At 58.2% G+C, this 18,047-nt stretch carries 14 protein-coding genes; 7 read left to right on the plus strand and 7 right to left on the minus strand.

All coding sequences use genetic code 11. The annotated features are described in order from the left end of the window. The first annotated feature begins 1 nt into the window (after window position 1). From D9N13_RS00550 to D9N13_RS00560, 3 genes are all read left to right on the plus strand, one after another. A complete protein-coding gene (locus D9N13_RS00550) occupies window positions 2-2,035 on the plus strand; it encodes an ATP-binding protein (protein WP_290584627.1) in 2,034 nt (677 codons plus the stop codon). 89 nt (window positions 2,036-2,124) lie between these two features. Further along, window positions 2,125-2,463 carry a PilZ domain-containing protein gene (locus D9N13_RS00555; RefSeq protein WP_290584630.1) on the plus strand — a complete coding sequence of 113 codons (339 nt, stop codon included), beginning with the start codon at window positions 2,125-2,127 and terminating at the stop codon, window positions 2,461-2,463. Window positions 2,464-2,563: 100 nt separating this feature from the next. Further along, complete coding sequence (locus D9N13_RS00560; RefSeq protein WP_290584632.1) at window positions 2,564-2,917, plus strand: hypothetical protein; 354 nt, start codon at window positions 2,564-2,566, stop codon at window positions 2,915-2,917. A 40-nt stretch (window positions 2,918-2,957) separates the two neighbouring features. On the opposite strand, the gene D9N13_RS00565 is transcribed toward D9N13_RS00560, so the two are convergent. Genes D9N13_RS00565 through lgt form a run of 4 tightly spaced genes read right to left on the minus strand, consistent with a single transcriptional unit; the run spans window position 2,958 to window position 7,989 of the window. After that, entirely contained in the window at window positions 2,958-5,843 is a 2,886-nt protein-coding gene (locus D9N13_RS00565; protein WP_290584634.1) for a DUF349 domain-containing protein, read from the minus strand. Between the two features lie 14 nt (window positions 5,844-5,857). Continuing rightward, window positions 5,858-6,349, minus strand: coding sequence for a dihydrofolate reductase (locus D9N13_RS00570; protein WP_290584636.1), 492 nt, complete (start codon window positions 6,347-6,349; stop codon window positions 5,858-5,860). A 9-nt stretch (window positions 6,350-6,358) separates the two neighbouring features. Then, window positions 6,359-7,192, minus strand: coding sequence for a thymidylate synthase (locus D9N13_RS00575; protein WP_290584638.1), 834 nt, complete (start codon window positions 7,190-7,192; stop codon window positions 6,359-6,361). Further along, a complete protein-coding gene (lgt, locus tag D9N13_RS00580) occupies window positions 7,189-7,989 on the minus strand; it encodes a prolipoprotein diacylglyceryl transferase (RefSeq protein WP_290584640.1) in 801 nt (266 codons plus the stop codon). Before lgt ends, D9N13_RS00575 begins: the two co-directional genes overlap by 4 nt. A 171-nt stretch (window positions 7,990-8,160) precedes the next feature. Here lgt and D9N13_RS00585 point away from each other — a divergent pair, with 171 nt between their 5' ends. Then, a complete protein-coding gene (locus tag D9N13_RS00585; protein ID WP_290584642.1) occupies window positions 8,161-8,946 on the plus strand; it encodes an NRDE family protein in 786 nt (261 codons plus the stop codon). 105 nt (window positions 8,947-9,051) lie between these two features. Then, entirely contained in the window at window positions 9,052-12,021 is a 2,970-nt protein-coding gene (locus tag D9N13_RS00590; protein WP_290584644.1) for a hybrid sensor histidine kinase/response regulator, read from the plus strand. Here D9N13_RS00590 and ptsP read toward each other — a convergent pair. Beyond that, window positions 11,992-14,295 carry a phosphoenolpyruvate--protein phosphotransferase gene (gene ptsP, locus D9N13_RS00595; protein ID WP_290584646.1) on the minus strand — a complete coding sequence of 768 codons (2,304 nt, stop codon included), beginning with the start codon at window positions 14,293-14,295 and terminating at the stop codon, window positions 11,992-11,994. The two genes, D9N13_RS00590 and ptsP, sit on opposite strands and share 30 nt — an antisense overlap. Before the next feature lie 70 nt (window positions 14,296-14,365). Continuing rightward, the gene (locus tag D9N13_RS00600) at window positions 14,366-14,881 is read right to left on the minus strand and encodes an RNA pyrophosphohydrolase (RefSeq protein WP_290584648.1); all 516 of its coding nucleotides are present in this window, start codon (window positions 14,879-14,881) and stop codon (window positions 14,366-14,368) included. 234 nt (window positions 14,882-15,115) lie between these two features. Between D9N13_RS00600 and D9N13_RS00605 the strand changes: the two genes are divergently transcribed. Then, the gene (locus D9N13_RS00605) at window positions 15,116-15,772 is read left to right on the plus strand and encodes an HAD family hydrolase (protein WP_290584650.1); all 657 of its coding nucleotides are present in this window, start codon (window positions 15,116-15,118) and stop codon (window positions 15,770-15,772) included. Next, entirely contained in the window at window positions 15,772-16,773 is a 1,002-nt protein-coding gene (locus D9N13_RS00610; RefSeq protein ID WP_290584652.1) for an imelysin family protein, read from the plus strand. Before D9N13_RS00605 ends, D9N13_RS00610 begins: the two co-directional genes overlap by 1 nt. Here the strand turns inward: D9N13_RS00610 and D9N13_RS00615 are convergent. Continuing rightward, window positions 16,757-17,962, minus strand: a complete 1,206-nt coding sequence (locus tag D9N13_RS00615; RefSeq protein ID WP_290584654.1) for a class I SAM-dependent rRNA methyltransferase — start codon at window positions 17,960-17,962, stop codon at window positions 16,757-16,759. The two genes, D9N13_RS00610 and D9N13_RS00615, sit on opposite strands and share 17 nt — an antisense overlap. Window positions 17,963-18,047 lie beyond the last annotated feature (85 nt).

Here is an 18,047-nt window from a genome sequence, read left to right on the forward strand (position 1 = left end):
ATTGGGCCTGCGAACACAACTGCTGCTGGTATCCCTCACCACCCTGCTGCTGCCCTGGGCAGGCTGTCATTATGTGCAGGAAATGGAGCAGGCGCTGCGGCAGAACCAAAGTCAGGCCCTGCTGCAACAGGCGCGCCTGCTGGGGCAGCTGGTACAAACGGCAGACCTGCCACCGGATCCGGGCAGCGCCGTGTTTTATACCCCCAGGCGCTATCAGCCGGTACAGGTGGACGGTTATGACGACGATTGGCAAAATCATCTCAGCACCACACTGGCACCCGGGGTTAGCCTGCAAAAGGCGCTCTACAATGACCACCTCTACCTGCTGCTGAAGGTGGCCACCGATCGCATCCAATACCACGATCCCGGACTCGATTTCAGCCACAGTGATCACCTGCGCTTCACCACCCACGACGGCCAGGAACAGCGCCAGTGGGTACTGTTCACCAGCGGGCCCGGACAACTGCAAGCCTACCAGTGGTTGCGCCAGCGGCGGGAACTGCACCCCAGCCAGGCTCTGAAAGTTTGGTGGCAAGAAACCCACAGCGGTTTCAACGTGGAGATCCGCATCGCCACCCGGGCCCTGAAAGACCACCTGGTGCTGGATCTGTACCGGGCACAGCAAGCCGGACAGCCGGCGGTGAAAACCGCGTCCTCCCGGACGTCGCCGTCAGGGCAGGGGGATCGCTGGCTGCAACCGATACCCGCCCTGGCCGGACTGCTGCAGGATCAACGCACCCATCAGCTGGACGCGGTACTGGTAAGCCCGCAGGGTTGGCCCCTGTCACCGCAGCGGGATTGGGTCAGTCAGCCGCCGGAGCTGCCATCCCCCACCACCCCCGAGAACCTGCTCAACGAGGGCATGAGTCGCTTCTATCGCCTGCTGATCGACCTGCTCACCCCCCGTGGCAGCCAAAGCCCGTGGCCCCTCAGTGAAGAAGAACTGAGCCATGCCCAGGGCCGTTTTGAAGTGGAGCGACTGCCGTTAACGGATACGGCGCGGGCCGGTTGGTACCAGCTGCAGGATCAGCGCCGTTCCGCCCTGCTGGTGAGCCAGCCTCTTTATGACGGAGGCACCCTCTCGGGCTATCTGTTGTTGTCCCAGACCGGGGACGCCCTGATCAGCCTCACCAACGACGCCCTGCGGCGGGTAACCCATCTCACCCTGGGGGTGCTGGGGTTGGTGATCGCTACCCTGGTGACCTTTGCCAGCAGCCTGTCCTGGCGTATTCGCAAACTGAAACGGTCCGCAGAAGACGCCATCAGTACAGACGGCAAAGTACACCCCTTCCAGCCCTCCCGGCACGCCGATGAAATCGGTGACCTGTCCCGCAGCTACCATCACCTGCTGCAGCGGGTACAGGGTTATACAGAATACCTGGAGACCTTAAACGGCAAGCTGGCCCACGAACTGCGCACCCCCCTGGCCATCGTCAAATCCTCCCTGGAGCTGGCCCAATCCTGCCCCGGGCAGACTGAATACCTGCAACGGGCGGAAACTGGCATTGAGCGCTTGCGGCAGATCCTGTCGGCCATGAGCGAAGCCAGCCGGGTGGAGCAGACCATCCAGCACACCGAACACCGGGAGTTTGACCTGGTGCCGTTGATTCAGGGATTGGCCGCTGCCTACAGCGATGCCTATCCGGAACACCATTTCAGCACCGACATCCGCCTGCCCCGGGCGCTGTTACAAGGCAGCCCGGAACTGATGGCACAATTGCTGGACAAGCTGGTGGATAACGCCCGCAGCTTCACACCGCCGGGGGCTGGGATCAGCCTGGGGCTGGAGCAATCCGGTCACCAGCGCCTGTTGTGGGTACGCAATCAGGGCTCACAGCTGCCGGACCGGCTGCAGGGGCAGTTATTCGACTCCCTGGTGTCCCGGCGCGACCAGCAGCAAAAAGGCGACACGCCCCATTTGGGTTTGGGTCTGTACATCGTGCGCCTGATTGCCGAAGCCCACCACGGCCAGGTGCAGGCCCGCAATCTGCCGGATGGCGGCGGGGTGGAGTTCTCAATTCAACTGCCGGATTAGGCCGCGGGCTACCTGAAACGCCGGGCAGGGTCTATGCTTGTGGTGACTTCCGATAGAAAACAAAGAGATAACCAGCAAGAGAGCCCCCTATGGCCAGCCAAGAAGACCGCCGTAATGCCCCCCGCTCACCGATTCAGGATACCCTGTTCATCGAGTCTGTATCCTCCAGCCAGATCAGCATGGTAGAGCCCGCCAGGGCCAATGCCATCAACGCCTCCAGCACCGGCCTGCAGGTGGAATTGGATTTCGCGGTGCTGGAAGACGCCGAAATTGCCTTATGGATCAATGGGGATTCCGGCGAGCGCACGCTGATCAGCGGCATCGTGCGCTGGATTCAGAGCACCGAACGGGAAAGTTACCTGGTGGGTATCGAGCTGGACGATGCCTCCGGCCCCGCCATCGCCAGCTGGCTTGAAGGTATACACTGAAACGCACAACAGTATCTGCCCGCATAGATTGCTTGCCTCTCACCCTCGCCTTTGGTCAAATAGCTGGAACAATAACAAAGACAAACCAAGAGGGAGTTTCATGAAGACCATAATAGCGCTCGCCGCCGCAGGGTTACTGCTCGGTGGTTGCAGCAGTTCCGTGGTGAATCCTCAGGATGACCCTATCGTAATCGACCTCACCGGCAAACCGGTCAATTATGTGGAGAAGAAACTGGGGCTGCCGAACAAACGCAGTGAGACCCGCTCCGGCGCCATGGTGTGGGTGTATCTGGATCGGGAGAAAGGTATATCCGCCAAAGAGTGCAAGGTCACCCTGTCCATTCGTAATGATGTCATCGAGAACGTGATTGTTGCCACCGACAACCAGTCCCTGCTGTCCATGGTCAGCAGCTCCTGCGAGCGCATTCGCAAGGAACTGGGCATCGCCTCCTGAAACAAGGGTCCAAACGGGGTTCTGCAACCCCGTTGCGGATTTACGCCTGAATCTGACGTAACACTGCCCGGAAACGCGCGCCGAAACGCTCACGGGCTTCACTGGTTACCGGGCCAATACCAGCCCACTCAATTTGCATCTGCTCAATCAGTTCGCGGCCGCTTTGTGCCTCACCGCGATGGGTCAGCCCGTCGTTAAGCCGGTTTACCTGCAATGCCATGCGCTGCTGCTGGTCTTCAGCGGGGGAATCCACACCGGCAGCAATCTCCAGTTTCAAACACAGTTCATGGAGCTTGGCCCCATTATCCGCCAACTCCTCGGCAGCGGGCAGGGCGCCATCCTGCATGGCCGCCAGTACCCGCTCATAGCGGGCCTGGATAACCGGCTCCGCCTCATCCGGCAGGGCCTGTTCACTGTTCCATTCCGAATCCGGTGCCGCCCCGAACATTTCCCCCTGGCTGGCTGACACCAGGGTTTCCTCCAGCTCGTCACAAATGCCCGCCCGGCGCCACAGCTCTTTGAATCCCTGTTCCCGTTGCGCGGCGGCGGCCCTGTCAACGGCCTGCTGAAACAGCTCACACACACTCTGGAAGCGCGACTTGATTGCCTCCAGCTGCTCCCGCGGCATGGGGCCCAGATCTTGGAAACGTTGCTTCAGCTGGCGGAACTCCTGGCGCGCACCCTTGATGTCCAGCAGATCGCCCTCTGCCAGTTGTTCTATCTGTTCACACAGGTGTTCACCGTGTACCTGATTTTGCTCACGCTCTTTCTGCACCACTTCACGCTGTTGATCACGGCGCTCGAACACTTTGTCACAGGCAGCACGAAAACGTTTCCACAAGCGGGCATCATCGCGCCGGGCAACCAGGCCCACGTTACGCCAATCCCGCTGCAACGACTTGGCCTGTTCGATGGCGTCCGCCAGGTTTTCCACCTCAAGCAGCGCTTCCACCGCCGCAATCAGTTGTTCCCGTTTTGCTTTGTTGCGCTCAAACTCACCATGCAGCCGGTCACGCAATTGATCCAGCAGACCGTTAAAACGATCCTGAACTTTTTTGCCTTCCTTACGTTCCACCGGCGTGTACAGGCGCCACTCATTCTTGGCGGTCTCATACACTTCGTTCACGGCTTTCCAGTCGGCATTATCCCAATCGTACTGTTGCAGATAAGCTGCCAACTGCTCACACACATTGTGCCGTTTATCCAGATTGGCCTGGCGTACTGCAGACAGTTTTTCGAAATAGCCACGGCACGGTTCGTAGGCTTTATCGGCCGCGGCGCTGAAACGCTCCCACAATTCCTTGTTGCGCCCTTTATCCGCTTCACCCAGCCCCCGCCACTCTTCCTGCAGCCGGCGAATTTTATTGGACAGCGCCTGCGGATCCAACTCACTGTCCACCAGGGCTTCCATTTCACCTATTAACTCTTCTTTTTTCGGTGTCGCCACAAACCCCTGCCAGTCACGCAATTCATTAATCTGAACAGTGAGTTCACGCAGTTTTTTCTGGTAACCGGACGCCACTTTCACCGGCAAATGCCTGACCAGCTGATTGGCTTCCTTCAGCAGCCGGTTGGCGGGCTTGAGATGGCCCTGCTCAATTTCACTGGCCAGGTCCGCCAGCAGGGATTTGATGTTATTGATGGCGTCCTCTTCCATGGCGCCGGCTTTGGTCTGCAGCCGGGCAAAATGATCCAGCGCCTGCTGATGCAGTTTCAGCGCTTCCGGCCAGGCCAGCTCCTCCGGCCATTTCAGATCGCCCAGGGCACGCGCCAGTCGCTTCTGCTTTTGCTGCAGCGTCGCCATGGTGGCCTCCTGCAGTTCCAGTACTGCAGTGGCCGCCTCTCGGATGGCCTCATCCCGCTCCCCAAGCAAACGCACCGCGTCCAGTGCCCGCTGCAACAAACCGTGAATTCGGGCGAAACGCTTGCGCTCATCGGCCGCCGGCTCCACCACCGTGGCGGCTTCCTCCCAGCGGGTTTTCTGCGTGTTCAACAGGGCCTGCAACGCCGGAATATCACCAGGCTGCAGCACCGCGATGGAACTGAGCTGACGTACCGCTTCCTCCAGTTGCTCACAAGCGGCCATCCGTTCCTGCAAGGCTTCCCGCTGGCGCTTGGTTTCTTCCGCCAGGCGGTCCTGCTCATTGTGGATGTCATCAATGGTGGCCTTGCACAGGGCATAGGCCCGATTAAAGCGTTGCGTGGCTTCATTATCGGCGTGATGCTGCATGCGCTGCCATTGCTTCTGCAAATGCTCAAGCTTGGGCCCGTAAAGATTGTCATAGGGCAGGCGGGACAAGGTTTCCAGACTTTGGCACAGCTCACCGATCTGCTGTTCCATGGAGGCTTCCTGTTGTTGTTCCGCACGCAGGCCGTTGAGTTTGTCCTTGCAGATGCGCCACACACTCTTGTCTTTTCCCTTGCTGGCTTTCAGCACCCGCTCCAGTACATCCTCTGCCTGCAGCCTGCCGGCCGCGGCCTGCCGCAGCTGCGCCAACGGCAATTTCACCGCATAGTTTTCCAACAGGGTTTCATCACTGATCTTGGCCAACGCCAGACAGCCCAGATCGACATTCTGGGTTTGCTCAACAATCGCGGCCAGGGCGTGGCTATCCAGTTCACCCACCATATCCCGTATCACCGGATCAACACCATTGGCGTTTTCCGACAACACGGAAATCAAATGCTCTATGGCCGCAAAGCGCACACTGCTGTCTTTTTCCTGCTTGATCAGGGTGAGCAGTTTTTCCCGCTGTGGAATGCGTTTCATGGCCGCCAGCCGCACTTCGTTTTCCACATCCCCCTTGGCCATCAATTCGATAATGTGAAACTCGTTCTCATCACTTACATTCAAAGTCTGCAGCGCCTGAATGCGCACGTGGGGTTTGGCGCTTTGCCATTTGGGTTTGAATAGGTTTTTAAACATGTCGTATCGTCGTGTCAGTTACGTTGATAGGTCACAATGCTGTAGGCAATTGCAGAGTCGGCGTCAGCAGGCACGTCTTCACGTTCTGTTTCCTGCCAGTCACCGGGATTCAATTCGGGGAACCAGGTATCCCCTTCAGGTTCTATGTGCACTTCAGTAAGGTAGAGGCGATCAACCAATGGCAATGCCTGCCGATAAATTTCGGCACCGCCGATCACCACCACTTCACCCTGCTCAGCAAGAGTTTGTGCCGTGCTGATGGCCTCCTGCAGTGAACGCGCGGCGTAGCAGTTTTCGGGCAAAGACAAGGCGCTGCGGCTGATCACCACATGAGGGCGCCCGGGCAGGACCCGCCCCAGGGAGTCAAAGGTTTTGCGCCCCATGATGATGGGCTTGCCCATGGTGCGGGCCTTGAAATGCTTCAGCTCCGCGGGAATATGCCAGGGCATTTTGTTATCACGGCCAATAACACCGTTGTCGGCTTTGGCCACAATGAGGGATATCATGCCTGCCCCCTAAACTGCGACCGGTGCCTTGATGGCGGGATGGGGATCGTAATCCACCAGTTCAAAATCCTCGTACACAAAATCAAACAACGACGTCACCGCCGGGTTTATTTTCATGGTGGGCAACGGGCGCGGCTGCCGCGACAGCTGCAGCTCAGCCTGAAAAACATGATTGGAATACAGATGCACATCGCCAAAGGTATGCACGAAATCCCCCGGCTGCAGGCCGCACACCTGTGCCACCATCAGAGTCAGCAGGGAGTAGGAGGCAATATTGAAAGGCACCCCTAAAAACACATCACCACTGCGCTGGTACAACTGGCAGGACAACTTGCCATCGGCCACATAAAACTGGAACAGGCAGTGACAGGGCGGCAACGCCTGCTTGCCCTCCGCCGCGTTTTGCTTCGGCGTTTTACTGACATCCGGCAGCACCGCCGGGTTCCAGGCACTCAACACCAGGCGGCGCGAATCCGGATTGCGTTTGATTTCTTCCACCAACTGACCCAGTTGATCCACCGCGCCGCCGTCCACCGCTTCCCAACAGCGCCACTGCTTGCCATACACCGGGCCCAGCTCGCCGTTATCATCGGCCCACTCGTCCCAGATAGACACGCCGTTTTCTTTCAGATAGGCGATATTGGTTTCGCCGCGAATAAACCACAGCAGCTCATGAATAATGGATTTCAAGTGCACTTTTTTGGTGGTTACCAATGGAAACCCATGGGCCAGGTTAAAGCGCATCTGGTAGCCGAACACACTGCTGGTGCCGGTGCCGGTACGATCGCTTTTGCTCACGCCGTTGTCTTTGATGTGGCGCAGAAGATCAAGGTATTCTTTCATGATGTCGATTGGATTCCATTACGTTTGCCGTACGCCAGATACAACAGGATTGCACCCAGCAGGATCATGGGCAGTGACAGTATTTGCCCCATGGTGAGCCAGTTAAGGGCCACAAAACCAAGATGCCCATCCGGTTGACGTACAAATTCGACGCCAAAACGGAAAATGCCATACCACAACGCAAACATGCCCGAAACTGCGTACCGGGGGCGGGGTTTGGCCGAGAAGAACCATAGTATGCAGAATAACGCCACCCCTTCCAACGCCGCCTGATAGAGTTGGGATGGGTGGCGGGGCAGATTATCCACGTGGGGAAACACCATACCCCAGGGCACATCCGTGACCCGCCCCACCAACTCACCGCCGATAAAATTGCCGATGCGGCCGGCACCCAGGCCGATGGGCACCATGGGCGCACCGAAATCCAGAATGTCCCACAGGTTTTTCTGATTTTTGCGGGCAAACAGCCACATGGCCAGCATCACCCCCAGAAACCCGCCGTGGAACGACATACCGCCATTCCAGACCTTGAACAGCAGCAGGGGATCACCCAGAAAAGCGGAAAAATTATAGAACAGCACGTAGCCGATACGCCCCCCCAGAATCACCCCCAGGGCGCCATAAAAAATCAGATCACTGACCTGTTCCGTGGTCCAGCCGGAATTGGGCTTGCGGGCACGGCGGGACAGCAACCAGTAACCGGAGGCAAATCCGATCAGATACATAATGCCATACCAGCGCACACTGAGGGGGCCCAGCTGGATCGCCACCGGATCGATTTCCGGATACATCAACATGGCGGAATTCCTTATCAAACTAAGTCGATCGTGGTCGAACGAGAACGTTGAAGTTCACCGGAGGCAATATCAACCGGCGCGAGTGTGGGCTATTATGTGCTCTGCAATCGCCTGCCCACTGCGGTCTATTTGCAGGGGCACTAGTGTACACCAATCAACGGCTTTCAAACCATGTGTCTGATTCTGATTGCCTGCCAGGTTCACCCGCAGTATCCCCTGGTGGTGGCGGCCAACCGGGACGAGTATTTCGCACGCCCCAGCCTGCCCGCCGGTTTCTGGCCGGATGCCCCGCAGCTGCTGGCCGGACGGGATCTCAGCGCCGGCGGCACCTGGCTCGGCATCAACCGCAACGGCCGCTTTGCCGCCCTCACCAATATCCGGGAACCGGACGTAGCCGAGCCCCAAGGCGTAATCAGCCGGGGTCACCTGGTGAGCGAGTTCCTCACCGCTGAACAATCCGCAGTCAGTTACCTGCGGCACCTGCGGCCGGAACGCTACAACGGTTTCAACCTGATATGCGGTCACGTCAGCCGGCTGTACTATGCCAGCAATCGCAACGGCCCTCCCCAGCCGTTGGGCGCCGGCATCCATGGTGTCAGCAACGCACTGCTCAACACCCCCTGGCCCAAGCTGGAAGGTGGCCGCCGGGCGCTGCAGCAGAGCCTGACCCAAAACGACACCCTGTCACCGGATCAGCTGCTGCCCATTCTCAACCATCGACAGCGCCCCAGCGACCGCCAATTACCGGCCACCGGCGTGAGCCTGGAACTGGAACGTATACTGTCATCGCGCTTTATTGAAGGCCAGGCGATGGGCTACGGTACCCGCGCCAGCACCGTGCTCCTGGTGAGCAAAGATGGCGAGGTTCAGTTCACCGAGTGGAGCTGGGACAGTAACGGCGATCCCAGCGGCCGCGAGGATGTCCAGTTGGCGCTTGACCCCTGGCAGCCGTACTAATCCACCTAGGGATTCTGGCTGCGATTAACACCATCAGAGCCTTCCACACCCGGGCCATTCCTGAACTATATTTAACGTACTTAGTGGTTGATCAAGGTATGGCCTTTGCTTTATCCCGTTTCCGCCTGCGGCACTGTGGCGCTGCAGCGCCTGTGTGGTTTTTTACTGCTGTGCATGTTGACGCTGAACCCTGCCTGGGCCAACCCGGTGGGCGCCAACAGGGTACTGGTGGTTGGACAGCCGGGCTTTAAGCAGCTGAATCTGGCGCCGGGTATCGACTATCTTCGTGATCCCGGTGGTACCCGGGATTGGGCCAGCGTACAGGCCACACCACCGGATCAGTGGCAGCCGGTGCTGACCGATTCGCCCTCCTTTGGCTTTGATACCGCCACCTACTGGTTTCGCTTTACCCTCAGCAACCAAAGCAGTGAGCCCTTGGACGGGCTGCTGGAAATCGCCTACCCGATTCTTGACCATGTAACGGTTTTTGCTGTTCCCGGCCGCGCGCCTGCATTTCCACTGACCCTGGGGGACACTTTACCGTACTCTGAACGTCCGCTGGATCATCATAATTTCCTGATCCCGGTGTCGCTGGAAGCCGATCAACGTCAACAATTCTACCTAAGGGTGCAGACAGAAAGCGCTGTGCAGGTGCCATTGATTTTTTGGCAACGGGATGCCTTCTACCAGGATCGACAACGTTATCTGATGGGGCAGGGGTTGTACTTCGGCATGCTCGTGGTGATGATTCTCTACAACCTGTTCATTTTCTTCACCGTACGCCACCCCTCTTACATCTACTATGCCTTCTCCATCGCCGGTATCGGTTTGTTTATGGCCGCGCTGCACGGCTTTGGTTTTCAATACCTGTGGCCGCAATGGCCAGTGCTCAATCAATCCGCGGTGGTGGCATCCCTGGGGGTGTTCGGCTGCTTCGCCTCTGCTTTCACCATCTCGCTCCTGCAGCTGAAAAAGAACAGTCCACGTTATTACTACCTGTTGCTGACCCACGCCATTCTGTACGCTTGGATTCTGATTTTCTCATTTTTACTGCCCTACAAACTGTCCATATTGATCGCCATTGTGGTGGGGTTCACCGCCTGCACATCCTCCCTGCTTTCCGGCAGCTACCTCCTGTACCGTGGACTGCGTGAGGCCCGTTACTACGTCTTGGCCTACAGCACACTGATGGTGGCCAGCATCATCATGTCACTCAATAAAATTGGTATAGTGCCACGCAATTTCTTTACCGAGCATTCCATGCAAATCAGCTCCATGATGGAAGTGGTGCTGCTTTCGTTCGCACTGGCAGATCGCATTAACCAGGAACGCCGCCAGAAATACGCCGCGCAACAGCGCGCTCTGGAAAATGAAAAACTGTTGCGCAACGAACGGGAGCGCTACCTGGAAATGGAGTTCAACGCCAAAGTGGATGAACTCAAATCCCAGCAGAAGATCATTGAGGCAGAAGCCGAAAGCCGCACCAAAAGCGAATTCCTCGCCACCATGAGTCATGAAATTCGCACACCGATGAATGGCGTGCTGGGGATGGCCGAACTGTTGCAGGATACGCCCCTGTCTCCTCAGCAGCAGCAATACCTGAAGGTCATCAATAGCTCCGGCAAAGCGCTGCTGAACATCATCAACGACGTGTTGGACTACTCCAAGATAGCCGCCGGCAAAATGGAGCTTGAGGATATCGACATCAATCTGGAGAACCTGTGCCTGGAATGTGCGTCGGTTTTTTTCGTGACCGCCGAACGCAAACGGCTGCAGTTTCTGGTGGAAATCGACAGCAACCTGCCGGCACAGATTCAGGGTGACCCCACCCGCCTGCGGCAGATTCTGCTGAACCTGCTGGGCAACGCGTTCAAGTTCACACAACAGGGCCGTATTCAGTTGATGGTGAGCACGGAGGATTCATCCGGCGCCGCGCAATTGCGCTTTCAGGTTGCGGACACCGGTATCGGCATCCCCGAGCCCATTCGGCAAAACCTGTTTAGTGCCTTCGTGCAGGCGGACTCCACCACCACCCGTCAATTCGGTGGAACCGGCCTGGGCCTGACCATCTCACAGCGCCTGGTGGAATTGATGGGGGGGCTGATCAGCGTCACCAGCCAACCGGGGCAAGGCAGCCGCTTTTGCTTTACCATTCCCCTGCGCAGCCAGCCACCCCGCGCAGCCCCACTGCAAGCGGAGCAATATGATGCCGTGCGCAACAGCCATGTGATTCTGGTGGATGAGAGCGCTGAATTTCTCGACCTGATGCAACGACAGGCCCGACCCTGGGGGCTTGATCTACACACCGCGCAATCCATTGAGCAGGGGCTGGAATGCTGTCGCCAGGCCGCTGTACAGGTACGCAACCCGGTGTTGCTGGTGGTCAGCAGCACGCTGGAAAACAACCACGGACTGGCGTGCTTTTCCCGCCTGGATCAAGCCCAACTGCTGCCTGAGTGCAAGCGCGTGGTGTTAACACCACTGCGGCCCACCCCGGCCAACGACGCCTTACAACAGGCCGGGGTACATCACGTCATCCAGAAACCGGTGATGTGGCCGCAGTTAAGGGAGGCTCTGTTCGATGTGCTGTGCGGCCGGCTTGAAGCCCCCCAAACAGCCCAGCGGAATCAACCGGCCCAGCGGGCCACTCGGCGGGTGCTGGTGGCGGAGGACAATCCCATCAACCAGATGGTGGTGTGCAGAATGCTGGTAAAAATGGGGGTGGAATATGATGTGGCCGACAATGGGCGCCAGGCTCTGGATATGCTGCTGCAGGATTATGCCCTATTCGATGCGGTACTGATGGATTGCGAAATGCCGGTATTGGATGGCTATGAAGCCACCCGTCTGCTGCGCCAGCAGGAAGCCAAGCTCCAGCGCCAACGCAAACCGGTGATTGCCCTCACCGCCCACGTACTGACGGAACACAAAGCCAGGGCCGAGCAGGCCGGTATGGACGATTTCCTGTGTAAGCCGTTGGAATTCGAAGAGCTGCAAGCCAAACTGCAGGCACTGTTCGACACCCAGGACGCGGTTGCCGATCGCTCAGGCGGGGACCGGCGGCTCCTGGGATGAAGCCCCCTGAAACAGGGTCGGGCGAATAAAACTGCCCAGTCCGGCGCGATCCAGCATAAGATCAACATGGCTCTTGATCACTGCCGCGTTATCCATTTTCCAGACCTGCTCCAGCAGCGTCTGCGCCGCTTCCAGGCTCACCTTGCGCAACACCCACTTGACCCGTAACAAACTGGAGGCACTCATACTCAGCGTTTCATAGCCCATGGCCATCAGCAACACGGCGGAACGGGGATCCCCGGCCATTTCACCACAAATGGAGACCGGTGTGCCCTCTTCCCTGGCAGCATCAACAATGTGCTTCAAGGCCCGCAACACCGACGGATGAAACGCCTGGTAGAGGCTGGCAACACGCCGGTTATTGCGATCCACCGCCAACAGATACTGGGTAAGATCATTGCTGCCCACGGAAATAAAATCGCACTGCTGCACAAAATCCTTGATCTGATAAACCGCAGCGGGCACCTCGATCATGACACCCACTTCCGGCATCTGCACATGGGCGCCTTCTTCCAGCACCTCCAGGTACGCCCGGTGAATCAGGTGCATGGCCTCGTCGATTTCCATCACTGAACTCACCATGGGCAGCATGATGCGCAGATTGTCCAGACTCTCACTGGCCCACAGCATGGCGCGAATCTGCACCAGAAAGATTTCCGGATGATCCAGGGTGACCCGAATGCCGCGCCAACCCAAAAACGGGTTGTCTTCATGAATGGGGAAATAGGACAGTGATTTATCACCGCCAATGTCCAGGGTACGCATGGTCACCGGCGCCGGGTAAAACGCCTCCAGCTGCTGGCGGTAGATTTCCATCTGTTCCAGCTCACTGGGAAAACGATCCCGCACCATGAAAGGGATTTCAGTACGGTACAAACCCACCCCTTCGGCACCACGCTGCAAAGAGATGTTCACATCAGCCATCAAGCCGGTGTTGACAAACAGATTCACCCGATGGCCGTCGGTGGTTTCACAGGGCAGGTCGGTGACCGATTCCAGCTCTTTGGAGAGCTCTTCCTGCTCACTGATGATGGCCTGATACTGGCGCACCACTTCCTGAGCCGGCTCAACAATCACTTCACCGCGGTGGCCATCCACGATCAGCTGCAACCCTTCCAGCCTGGAGAGGGGGAATTCACCCACCCCCACCACGGTGGGGATGCCCAACGAACGGGCCACAATGGACATATGACTGTTGCTGGAACCGTGCAGGGAAACAATACCGGCAATCCGTTCACGGGGGATGTCGACAAAAATAGTCGGTGTGATGTCCTCGCCCATGACGATGGCACGTTCCGGGATGGGCGCCGTGAGGGTTTTTGCCTCCTGCAGATACGCCAGAATCCGTAACCCCAGATCCCGCACATCCGAGGCCCGCGCCCGCAGGTAAGCGTCCTCCATGGCTTCGAAAGCCGCCACGTGCTTCAACACCACTTCCCGCAAAGCGCCCTGCACCCAGTTACCGGCCTGCACATGGGCCCGTATCTCACCGGCCAGGGCGTTATCATCCAGCATACGCTCGTACACCTGGAACAGGGCCTGTTCTTCCGGTGGCAGCGTCAGCGATGCTTTCTCACTGAGGGCCCGGATATCGGCCCGCACCCGCTTCAGCGCATCGTTAAAGGTTTTCATTTCCTTGCGGATGTTTTTCACCGGGCGATCCGGCACCGATTTGAAATCCGCCGGCGGGTAGACCACAAAGGCCGAACCGATGGCCACCCCGATACACCCCACCACACCATCAAACTTGGTGGCCACCCCCATGGTATTGCCGAAAATACCATCGATGGAGCCGGTGGCTTCCGCATGGGCCACCACCGCCGCCAACTGAGCCGACAAGGTAACCAGAAACGCTTCTTCTTCCTGATCGAAACGGCGTCGGTCCCGTTGCTGCACAACAATAACGCCCAGCAACTTGCGATGATGAATGATGGGAACACCCAGGAAGGAGTGGAAAGGTTCTTCACCGGTTTCCTGCAGATAGCGGAATTTGGGATGACTGGGGGCATCGTCCAGGTTGATGGGTTCTTCCCGCATACCCACCTGCCCCACCAGGCCTTCTGAAAAATGCAGCGTGGCCGTGCCCACCGCTTCCTTCTTCAGACCCTCAGTGGCCATCAGGAAGTAACGATTGGCGTTATGATCCAGCAGATAAATGGAGCACACCTCCGTGCCCATGGAAAGACGTACCCGGGCCACCATCACATCCAGCGCGGAAGACAGATCAGGGGCGGCGTTTACCTCCTGTACGATACGTCTTAAGGTTTCCAGCATAGAACGGCTCTCGCAGCTGACGGTTCATTTCAGTAATTCCCTTGGTATCGCCTTAATATTGCAACACAGGCTACTGATTTCTTATGGTTTTATTATCTCCCGCCTCCGCTGCAATGGCATGCAGGGAAGGCGCCAGCTCCTTCAGCGCCTTGCGGTAAACTTCCCGTTTGAACGACACCACCTGATTGAGCGGGTACCAGTAACTGACCCAACGCCAATCATCAAATTCCGGCGGGTCGCCGTAAGCAAAACTGACCCGGCTGTCACAGCCGGTCAGCATCAGCAGAAACCACTTCTGTTTCTGGCCGATACACAACGGTTTGCTGCGGTAACGCAGAAAACGCTTGGGCAAACGATACCGCAGCCAGCCCCGGGTAGAGCTGACTATGTGCACGTCTTCCGGTTGTAAACCGATTTCCTCGTGCAGCTCACGGTACAACGCCTGTTCCGGCGTTTCATTTTCCGCGATTCCGCCCTGAGGAAACTGCCAGGCATCCTGACCAACTCGCCGAGCCCACAACACCTGCCCACGAGGGTTCGCCAGAATGATCCCAACATTCGGCCTGAATCCATCCTCATCGATCACGCTAATGGTTCCAATTCTTCACTAGGTTTATAAATACCCTAGTCTGCCCGTGCGCACAACTGGGTTAAGTACGTACAACGTACAGGCATGGCAATTTAATTTCATATTACTATAGAACTATTTCTTTGATTTTTCTAAGCTTTTGATCGCTTTGATCCCTCTGCAGCGTTTATTGGGCCACGGCAGCCTGATAAACTGTCACCAATTCCAACTTTGCAGAAGAAGTAACACCCTATGAGCCTGGCCATATTCGATCTGGACAACACGCTGCTGAACGGTGACAGCGACCACGCCTGGGGCGAGTTTCTGGTGAACAAAGGCATCGTTGATGAAGCATTCTACCGCCGGCAGAATGATCACTTTTATGAACTCTACAAGCAAAGCAAGCTGGACATCATGGAATATCTGGCTTTTGCGCTGGAACCCCTGACCCGCTTTACCCTGGCGGAACTGGCAGCGCTGCACGCCCAGTTTATGGCGGAATACATCAACCCCATGCGCCAGCCCAAGGCCGATGCCCTGCTGCGCAGGCACCGGGAACAGGGCGACTTTCTGCTGATCATCACCGCCACCAACGGCTTCGTTACCCGCCCCATCGCCCAGGCCCTGGGGGTGGATGACATTCTCGCCACCGACCCGGAAGTGGAAGGTGACCGCTACACCGGACGCATTGTCGGCACCCCCTGCTACCAGGAGGGCAAAGTGACGCGCTTGAATCAGTGGCTGCAGCAAACCCATCACACCCTGGACAACAGCTACTTTTACAGCGACTCCATCAATGACCTGCCGCTGCTGCAGGCCGTGACCCATCCGGTGGTGGTGGATGGTGACCAGCGGCTCACCAGCGCAGCCCAACAGCGAGGCTGGCCATGCATCTCCCTGCGCGATTGATGAAGCGTTATTCCGGTATCGGCCTGATCACGGCCCTTATACTGACCAGCGGTTGTGACGACCCGCAACCGGCACCACAACCGGAGCCGGTACAACAGCAGCCCACCCCCGTCAGCGTACCCATCACGGCGGAATCGCTTGCGGCCCTGGAAACCTTTCGCCGCCGCAGCACCGAGCTATTGGATGGCCTGGTGGTGTGCACCGAGACCCTGGAGACACTGGGGGAGCAATTTCTGCAACAGACCGACACCACTAACCTGGAGACCGTTCAGGCGCAATGGCAGGCCTGCTTTGATCTTTACCGGGCCAGCACCCTGCTGCGGGGCTTTACCCAGACACACCGGCAGGCGCTGCAGGCGGCCCGCAACAATCTGGGGCAACCCCTGGTCATGCCGGGCTTCATCGACCGTGTCAGCGGCTACCCATACAGCGGCATCGTTAATGATGCCAGCCTGCTGCTGGATGAAAGCAACCTGCGCCAGCAACACGGCCTCACTGATGAAACCGAAGTCAGCATTGGTTTCTCTGTGGTGGCCTTCCTGTTATGGGGGGAACAACGACAGCAACCGGAGTTACCGGCCCGGCCTGTGACGGATTATGAACCTGCCACCCTGTGGGACGACGGCTTTACGGATCTGCCCATTGAGGCACACCCCAACAACCGCCGCCGACACCTGCTGGAACTGGCTTTACGCCTGCTGACAAAAGACAGCCAGGCCCTGCGCAACCTGTGGCAAAGCGGTGAGTTTCCCAGCTCGGAGACGGCGGCAGAGGCCTGGCGCAGGCAGCAGATCCAAGCCATGTTAACGGCGCTGGAGCAGCAGCCGGACAATACCCAGGTCAGCACGCACCTGGCTGCCTGGCTGGCCGATGGCGCCATACCGGGCCTGCCGCCGGCAACGGACGCCCCCAGCGCCGACCAACCGGCCCCGTTGCGGCAGCAGCTATCGCGGGCCCTGGAATCCGGGGCCGGGCAGCGCGTGCCTACAGAGCCGGGTTAACCCGAAAGAACAGCGCCTTCAGGTACTGGGTCTCCACAATGGCCGGGTGTACCGGGTGATCCGGGCCCTGCGAGCCACGGAACACCAGCTGCACGTGGCGATCAATATGGCGGGCGGCGGCCCGCACTGAATCCAGCAGCGCCTGTTCCGGCAAATGCATGGAACAGGAGGCGGACACCAGCAGGCCGTCCTTTTCCAGTAAACGCAATCCCAGGCTGTTGAGTTTGTTATAGGCATTGAGGCCGTTCTTGTAATCTTTTTTGCGCTTGATGAAGGCCGGCGGGTCCAGTATCACCACATCGAATTTCATGCCTTCTTCCAGTAACGCCTGCAGCGCATCAAAGGCATTGCCCTCGTAGCTGGTGACCTGATCCGCCACCCCCAACTGCTCCGCATTGGCCTGCAACTGATCCAGTGCCGCGGCCGAGGCATCAATGGCAGACAGCGATTGGGCACCGGCGGCCATGGCCTGCAACCCCCACCCGCCGACATAGGAAAACACATCCAGCACGCGCTTGCCCCTTACCCAGCGCATCAGTTCGCGACGATTTTCACGGTGATCATAGAACCATCCGGTCTTCTGCCCTGTCTCGCCGGCGGCGTTGAAGGTCACGCCGTTTTCCTGCACCGACAAATACTCAGGCCACCGGCCACTGGCCACCTCCACCTCCTGGGGCAGACCCTCCTGCTCCCGCAGCGGACTGTCGTTACGCAGCAGAACAGCCCGGGGCCGCACCACCGCATCCAGTGCCGCCAGGATCACCGGTTTCAGACGCTCCATGCCCGCCGTATTCAGTTGCACCACCAGATCATCACCATAGCGGTCAATCACCAGCCCGGACAGGCCATCACTATCTCCGTATACCAGGCGATAGAACGGTTGGCCGTAGACCCGCTCCCGCAGCGCCAGCGCCTGCTGCAGGCGCAATTCCATAAAACGCTGGTCCAGTTTTCGCTTCGGATCCCGGCTCAACAGACGCCCGCATATCAGTGAATGGGGGTTCACATAGCCGCGCCCAATGGGCTTGCCGGAGGCTTCTTCAAACACCGCTTCGATACCGGGCGGCAGGCCCTGCAACGGGGATGAAGTGATATCCACCTCATTGCTGTAGACCCACAGATGACCGCTTTTCAGGCGACGTTCTTCTTTCGCTTTCAAGCGGATACGGGGCAGATCGGATTCGGACACAGGCGGGCTCCAGAGGGCAATTGTCCAGCAACTGGAGCATCAAACCCCGGCTGCTACACTGATAAATAATGACGTTGGTTGCGGA

Source organism: Ketobacter sp. GenoA1 (assembly GCF_003671475.1).
Classification (GTDB): domain Bacteria; phylum Pseudomonadota; class Gammaproteobacteria; order Pseudomonadales; family Ketobacteraceae; genus Ketobacter.